Source organism: Nocardia sp. NPDC060220, assembly GCF_042727815.1.
Taxonomy (GTDB): domain Bacteria; phylum Actinomycetota; class Actinomycetes; order Mycobacteriales; family Mycobacteriaceae; genus Nocardia.
In genome coordinates this window covers 1-6,524 of record NZ_JBHWZY010000364.1, presented here as the reverse complement: position 1 = coordinate 6,524, position 6,524 = coordinate 1, and the positions used below count along the sequence as shown (strand labels likewise).

The window sequence follows — 6,524 nt, the reverse complement described above, 5'->3', positions numbered from 1 at the left end:
GATCTCGGCCGCGGTGAGCGCGGGGGACGCCTCCAGCAGCAATTCGGTGATCTGCTGACGCAGTTCGTCGGGACCGAGCCGGTCGCCGCCCTTGCGCGTCTTCGGAGCGACGGGGGGCTGTCCGACCCCGGTCAGGTTGATCGCCTTGGGACCCCGATCGCCTTCGGTCACATCGAATTCGAACAGGCGACCCTGGCGCAGCTCGTCCTCGTCGAGTCCGATGTCGTTGACGTGGACGAATACATCGGGCCCGCCGTCATCGGGCCGGATGAAACCGAAACCCCGTGAACCGTCGAACGACACCAATTTCCCGATGGACACCAACCAACTCCTCGCTCCGCTTCCCGTCGCTACTCTAACGCGGCTTTTGGGCGATTTCGCCCGGAAAGTGGATAGTCGGCGAAATCTTGGGATTCGCGATGCGGGCGGGCTGACCGAGCATGGTCACGATCCGGTAACTGCGTGTTCACATCGGCTCGTTAGCGTTGCTCACCTGTCGAAACGGTGTGGAGGTTGTAGACGCGTGTCGGACCCCGGTGTGGGGCGGAGATCGGGGGGATACGGCGCCGGCAGTGGCGTTTTGCCGGCGACGGCGCGCACCGGGAGCGACCCGGTCTGTGCGCGGCCCGCCGCGTCACCGGTGCTCGGCCCGCGACCGTGTCCGTCGCATGTGCCCCTGGCGCCCGCGCAGGAGCGGATGTGGCATGCGGCGCGACTCGGCCGGTCGGCGGATTGGAATGTCGCGCGGGCGATGCGCTTGCGTGGCGCGTCGGTCGACGTGGCAGCACTGCGAGCGGCGCTGAAACTTCTTGTCGGTCGCCATGTTCCGCTGCGGACCCGGTTTCCGGCGACCGAGCTGGGTCCGGCTCAGTGCGTCGTCGACCCCGACGATGCCGTCCTCGATGTGGCCGAATGCGGCGTCGGCGAAGCCGACCTCGCCCCCGCCGTCGCCGCGCTGGCCGGGCAGCCCTTCGACCTCGCCCGCGATCTGCCGGTGCGGGCGCGGCTGTTCGTGCTCGGGCCCGACGATGTGGTGCTCGCCCTTGTCGTGCACCACATCTCGGTCGACGGTCGCTCGATGGGCCCGCTGATCCGCGACCTCGTCACCGCCTATCTGGCCTGTCGCGCCGGCACCACCCCGCACTGGCCGCCGCTGCCGATCAGCTACATCGACTACACCCTGTGGAAGCACGAGCAGCTCGGCGAGTTCACCGACGAGTGGAGCCGGGCCACCCATCAGCTGCGGTACTGGGCCAATGCGCTGGCCGGCCGCCCGGCCCTGCTGGACCTACCCGCGCGTGAGCTCCCCGCCGCCCCGATCGACCCGGTTGCCGGTGCGCTGCTGCCGATTTCGTTCGACGCCGAGACCCATGCCGGGCTGCTGCGGATGGCGCAGGAGGGGCGGGCGAGCCTGTTCATGGTGTTGCAGACCGCGTTCGCGCTCACCGTCGGCGCGTTCGCGCGCAGCGCCGATGTCACGGTCGCCACAGCGGTTTCGGGTCGCGATCACCGCCTGCTCGACGATCTCGTCGGCAACTTCTCCGCTGATGTGCTGATGCGGGTGCGCCTCGACCGTGCCGCCGATGTCGGCGAACTTCTCGAGCAGGTGCGCCGGGTCGCGCTCGCCGCGTACGCCCACCCCGACACCCCCAACCCACGCCTCAAGCGCTGCCTGCCGCAGGACGCGGCGCTGCCGCTGTTCCAGGCCACACTCATCCTGCAGCGCGCAGGGGCCCCACGCACCGCCGTCGAGCACCCTCCTGCACAGGGGCTTTCGATCACCGAGTTGCCGACCGGGGTGGTCAGGGCCAAGCACGACCTCGAGTTCGGGCTCACCGACCACTACGATCCACTCGGCGCGCCCGCCGGGGTCGACGGGTCGTTCATCTACCCGATCGCCCGGTTCGACGAGGCGACCGCGCAGCAGTTCGTGGCGCGCTTCCGCGCGGTCGTCGGGCTGCTCGCCGATGGGTATCGCGGACCGCTCACGGCGCTGCTGGCGACCACCGGTCGCGGTCGTGGATTGAGCACCGCGCGCCGCGCCACCAGGGTGCTCGTCTGATCAGCCGCCGCGCTCCATCGCGTATCCGGCGTCGCGCCACGCGACGATGCCGCCCGCGAGGCTGTATGCCTCGTAGCCCGCGCGGTGGGCCACCGCGGCGAAACGCAGCGAGGTTTCCCCGACCGGGCACACGAACACCACCGGTCGTGACCGCGGAAACGGCACGCCCTGGGTGAGCATCTCGTCGAGCTGGTCGTCGCGGATGTTGAGCGCGCCGGGGACATGCCCGACGCGGTAGGCCATCGCGCCGCGGGTATCGACGACGGTGGGTCTGGCGGTGCGGTCGAGTTCGGCCAGCTCACCGGGAGACAGCGTCGGCGCGGTGTCGTCGGGGCTCGGGGGTGCGGGCCCGGTGGGCTTGCCGAACAGCTCCGGCCTGCGTTTGGCGAGATAGGACAGATACGGTTCGATCCGGTCGCACACGATCAGCACAGCCACCAGTGCTCTGCCCTCGGGGCGCGGTGCCGCGGCCAGGGTGCGAAGGGCGGCGCAATAGCCCGCGCCGCTGGTGGGTCCGGCGAGTACGCCGTAGCCGCGCATCAGGTCGAGGGTCGACTCGATGGCCGCGGCGGAGTCGACGGTGACGATCTCGTCGTAGAAATCGGGCCGGAACAGCCCGACGTCCCACATCTCGCGCTCGGAGCGGATACCGGGGATGAAATCGAAGCGGTCCGACACCACCCCGACGGTGCGCAGGTCCGGATGGTGGGCGAGCAGGGCGGTCGCGGTGCCCCGGGTGGAGCCGGTGGTGCCGAGTCCGCCGATCAGGTAGTCCAGGTTGTCGATGCCCGCGTCCGCGAGATCGGTGGCGATCTCGGTGCCGGTGCCGTCGTGATGGGCGGCGATATTGCGCTCGTTCGTGTATTGCGAGGGGTGATACCAGTGGTCGGGCGCCTGGCCGATGGTCTGCTCGATAACCGCCGAAACATCATCGGCGGCATGGGGATCAGGGCATTCGGACAGGCCGGGAAGTTCCACGATCTCGGTCCCGAGCAGTTGCAGCAATTGGCGGACCTCGCTCACCCGGATCCGATTGGTGACCGCGCGCAACGGGATGCCGTGCAGCGCGCCGAGTACCCGAAGCGCTTTGGCGGTGTTCCCGCTCGACGCCTCGATGAACGACTGCCCGCCTGCGCGGACGCGCTCGAGATCGTCGCGGATCATCGCCCAGGCAACGCGGTCCTTCACCGAACCGAAGGGGTTGTGCGACTCCAGTTTCGCGTACAGCTCGACCTCGGCCAGCCCGTGGACGGCGGGGTCCAGGCGCAGCAGGGGAGTGTTGCCGATCAGCTCGGTGATGTGGGTGTAGACCATCACCGGCCCCCGGGCCGATAGTCGGCATCAGGGCACAGAACGAACTGTCCTTCTCGGTGCAGCACAGCGACTTTCGCGGGTGTCGGGTGCATGCCGGCCTGCGCGGCCGAAAGGTCCGTGTGGTAAGCGGCGGTATTGGGGAACACCACCGGATCGCCGGGGGACGGCAGCTGCGCGACTCGCACCTGCCGCTGGGTGATCAGGTCGCGCTCGAGACACAGGTGCCCGGCGAAATACACCCCGGCAGGCCGTGACTCGGCTACGTCGGTCAGCACGATCGGATCGATGAGCACCTCCTGGTCGGCGGCGGTGACGGTGTCGCGGCTGAGATCCAGATGGACCAGCGTCGCGCCGTTGCCTGCCTGTTTGACGAACTCGACCTGGGCCACGGTGATGCCTGCTTGGTCGACCAGCGCTTTGCCCGGTTCGAGCCACAGGTCGAGGAGATTGTCGGTGAGGACCGCCGCCAGCGCCCGTCCACCGTGCCCGGGCAGCGGAGCGGCGAGCAGTTCGGCGAGGATGCCGGCGGCGGGTTCGGTATTGGCGTACTTGTGGAACACCGGTGCGCCGTGCACCATTCCCTCGGCGACGTGATAGCCGAAAGTGTTGTTGCCCCAGTGCATCGCGGGGCCACGCCCGAGCAGGCCCGCCCGCAGTGCGTGGTCGTAGGCGTCGTACCCCCCGGCATCGGCGGTGAAGACCTGGCGCAGGCCGCCGCCGATATCGAGCACCGTCGGCGTCAGGCCGTGCGCGTAGGCCCGTTCGATCAGTTCCAGACAGTCGCCCACGGCGTTGACCCGTTCCGCGGTGGCAGCGGTATCGAGGTGAAAGGCGAATCCCAGCAGCCGCAGCCGGTCGCGGTGACGTACCAGCAGCTCCAGCGCCGTGGCCACGTCGGCGAGATCGATCCCGAACCGGCTCGGTGAGCTGCCGGAGAAACCCGAAATGCGTAGCAGTACCGGGACAGCCGCCGCCGGTGACGCCAGCTCGGCCAGGGTCGCGAGTTCCCAGAGGTTGTCGACATTGATTGTCGCCATGGCCGTCAACGCGGCCCGCAGCATCGTGGCGCCCTTGGGGCCGGTCACCTCGATGCGATCGGCGGGGAATCCGGCGGACAGCGCGGAACGCAGTTCCCCCGTGGACGCCACGTCGACGGCGATTCCCGCGTGCGCGGCCGTGTGGGCGAACGCCGCGGAGCGATTCACTTTGTGCGCATAGCAGATTCGATGCCGGACCGCTCCCGCATCGAGCACGGCGCGCAGTGCGGCGAGGTTGGCGGTGAAGATCTGCGGGAACACCAGATGCACGGGGGAGCCGTAGCGGCGCAGCGCGGCGCGCACGCCGTCGCGATCGGCGAGGAACGCGGCGACGAGCGGATGCAGCGCGGCGGGAACGGCGGGCGGGATCATCCCACCGACGCGCCGGGCACCTGTGCCGGCACGTCGTCGACCGGATTGTAGCCGCCATCGCGCAGTGCCTCGAAGACACGGAACCTGTTGCGCGGACTGCGGATCCGGGCGATCACCCGCTTGGACTCCAGATCGATCTCGACGACCGGGATCTCCATCGACTCGAGCAGGGCGGTGATCGTGCGGACGCAATGCCGGCAGCTCATATCGGGGACGTAGAAGACGCCGTCGTCGCCGGTGGGGGCGGTACCCGGCTGTTCCTCGGTCAGGTCCTCGAGCACTTCCACCGAGCCTGTCAGCGCGGCGAACGTCTCGACGAACCGATCGACGACCGTGGCGAGGACGTGCACATCGGCGCCGTCGATGTCGTGTTGGGTCGCCGCGAGACAGGTGGGTCGCGTGTCGGCGGGCAGCAGCGCGTATTGCCGTGAGATCAGGTCGAGGTCGTCGTGGTATTTCGCGACGGCCGCTTCGGTCTCGAGGCCCTCCTCACCGGTCGCGCGCAGCATCACCGCGTGCGCGTCGGCGATGGTGGCGTCTTTCATCGCACGCAGGATGGCGATCGAGTCGGCGGTGTAGCGCACGGACCCGTCGGGCTGGCTGGCAAAGCGCACCGGGATCATCCCGCGCCGGAAGGTCGAGGCCTGCAGTTCCCAGAACCAGCGGGTGGCGACGGCGGTGAAGATGCCGCAATCACGCATGCCGGTGGCGAATTCGACGAGCCCGCGATAGGGGGTGTCGGCGGCGATCAGGCCGTGCTGGACCAGTGCGCGACCCGTTGCCTCAATACCGACCCGAAAGATCTCGTGCGGATCGTGATCGGTGGTGGTCGCGGAAAGAACGCCGTGATCGTGGGCGGACAGGGCCGCAGCGCGCGCCGGGAGTTCGGATGCCGCCAGCGAATGCCACAGCGCGAGGACTGTTTCCCGCGCGAGGACCGCGAGTTCGGGGCCCGCGCCCGCGGTGTGGAAGTACCCGGTGTTGGGAATTCCCGCGCTGTCGGTCCACGTGAGGCGATGGGTCGCGCTGGTCACCTGATCCGGGCGGCAGGGGCGCATGAACCGTTCCAGGTACATCCGCTGGGACTGTGTCAGCGCGGCACCCGATTCAGGCTGTAATGCCGTGGCACGGAACATGATTCGGGCCGGAGGCGGCAGTTCGGTGGCGGCGAACAGTCCGGGAGCGGCCAGGCGGGCCAGTACCCGGGACGCGGCGCGACGATCGTAGTGCTGCACGGTGGGCGAGCCCATCGTTCCTCCTCGGCGTCGGGGGCTTGAAGGACAGGTTGTTCAGCGCCCGTCACCGGCGAGGCCGGCCACGCAGGCGACGAATCGGTCGATCTCGTCGAGGGTGTTGTAGAGGTGGGTACTCACCCGCACCGAACCGGCCCCGGCGTCGGCCGAGGGCACGCAATGGGCTCCGGTTCGCACCAGGAAACCGGCATCGGCCAGGACGAACCCGAGGTCGGCGGCGCTGATCGCGTCGAGGGTGAACGAGACGATCCCATAGCCGACGGCGCAGGTGGCGTGTGCCGGCCCCGGGAGGAAGTCGAGCCCGGGGACCTCGCGCAGGCCGTCGATGAGCCGCAGGGTGAGCACCCGGTTGTGCTCGGCGACAGCGAATCGGTCGAGCTCGTCGAGCAGGTCGAAAGCCGGTGCGAGGGAGAGGATCCCGGGGGTGCTCGACATGCCGCCGCTGGACGGTTTGTTCAGATTGCTGACCGTCACGTCGGCGCCGAC

At 69.2% G+C, this 6,524-nt stretch carries 6 protein-coding genes; 1 reads left to right on the top strand and 5 read right to left on the bottom strand.

The window, feature by feature from the left end:
- The coding region (locus tag ACFWF3_RS19495; RefSeq protein WP_379314734.1) for a cold-shock protein at positions 1 to 321 on the bottom strand (321 nt) is incomplete at its 3' end.
- Positions 322 to 523: 202 nt separating this feature from the next.
- Between ACFWF3_RS19495 and ACFWF3_RS19490 the strand changes: the two genes are divergently transcribed.
- On the top strand, positions 524 to 2,062 hold the full coding sequence (locus tag ACFWF3_RS19490) for a condensation domain-containing protein (protein ID WP_379314733.1): 1,539 nt from the start codon (positions 524 to 526) through the stop codon (positions 2,060 to 2,062).
- Here the strand turns inward: ACFWF3_RS19490 and ACFWF3_RS19485 are convergent, their stop codons facing one another.
- From ACFWF3_RS19485 to ACFWF3_RS19470, 4 genes are all read right to left on the bottom strand, one after another.
- Positions 2,063 to 3,376, bottom strand: coding sequence for a pyridoxal-phosphate dependent enzyme (locus ACFWF3_RS19485; RefSeq protein WP_379314732.1), 1,314 nt, complete (start codon positions 3,374 to 3,376; stop codon positions 2,063 to 2,065).
- Positions 3,376 to 4,785 (bottom strand): decarboxylase, encoded by a 1,410-nt coding sequence (locus ACFWF3_RS19480; RefSeq protein ID WP_379314731.1) that lies wholly within the window; start codon positions 4,783 to 4,785, stop codon positions 3,376 to 3,378. The genes ACFWF3_RS19485 and ACFWF3_RS19480 overlap by 1 nt, the downstream gene beginning before the upstream one ends.
- A complete protein-coding gene (locus ACFWF3_RS19475) occupies positions 4,782 to 6,035 on the bottom strand; it encodes a heavy-metal-associated domain-containing protein (RefSeq protein ID WP_379314730.1) in 1,254 nt (417 codons plus the stop codon). The genes ACFWF3_RS19480 and ACFWF3_RS19475 overlap by 4 nt, the downstream gene beginning before the upstream one ends.
- Positions 6,036 to 6,074: 39 nt before the next feature.
- Positions 6,075 to 6,524: aminotransferase class V-fold PLP-dependent enzyme (locus tag ACFWF3_RS19470; protein ID WP_379314729.1), on the bottom strand; the 450-nt coding region annotated here is incomplete at its 5' end.

Coding starts and splice junctions, on each gene's coding strand:
- ACFWF3_RS19485 (WP_379314732.1), bottom strand. CDS start 3,376: ATGGTCTACACCCACATCACCGAGCTGATCGGCAACACTCCCCTGCTG.
- ACFWF3_RS19480 (WP_379314731.1), bottom strand. CDS start 4,785: ATGATCCCGCCCGCCGTTCCCGCCGCGCTGCATCCGCTCGTCGCCGCG.
- ACFWF3_RS19475 (WP_379314730.1), bottom strand. CDS start 6,035: ATGGGCTCGCCCACCGTGCAGCACTACGATCGTCGCGCCGCGTCCCGG.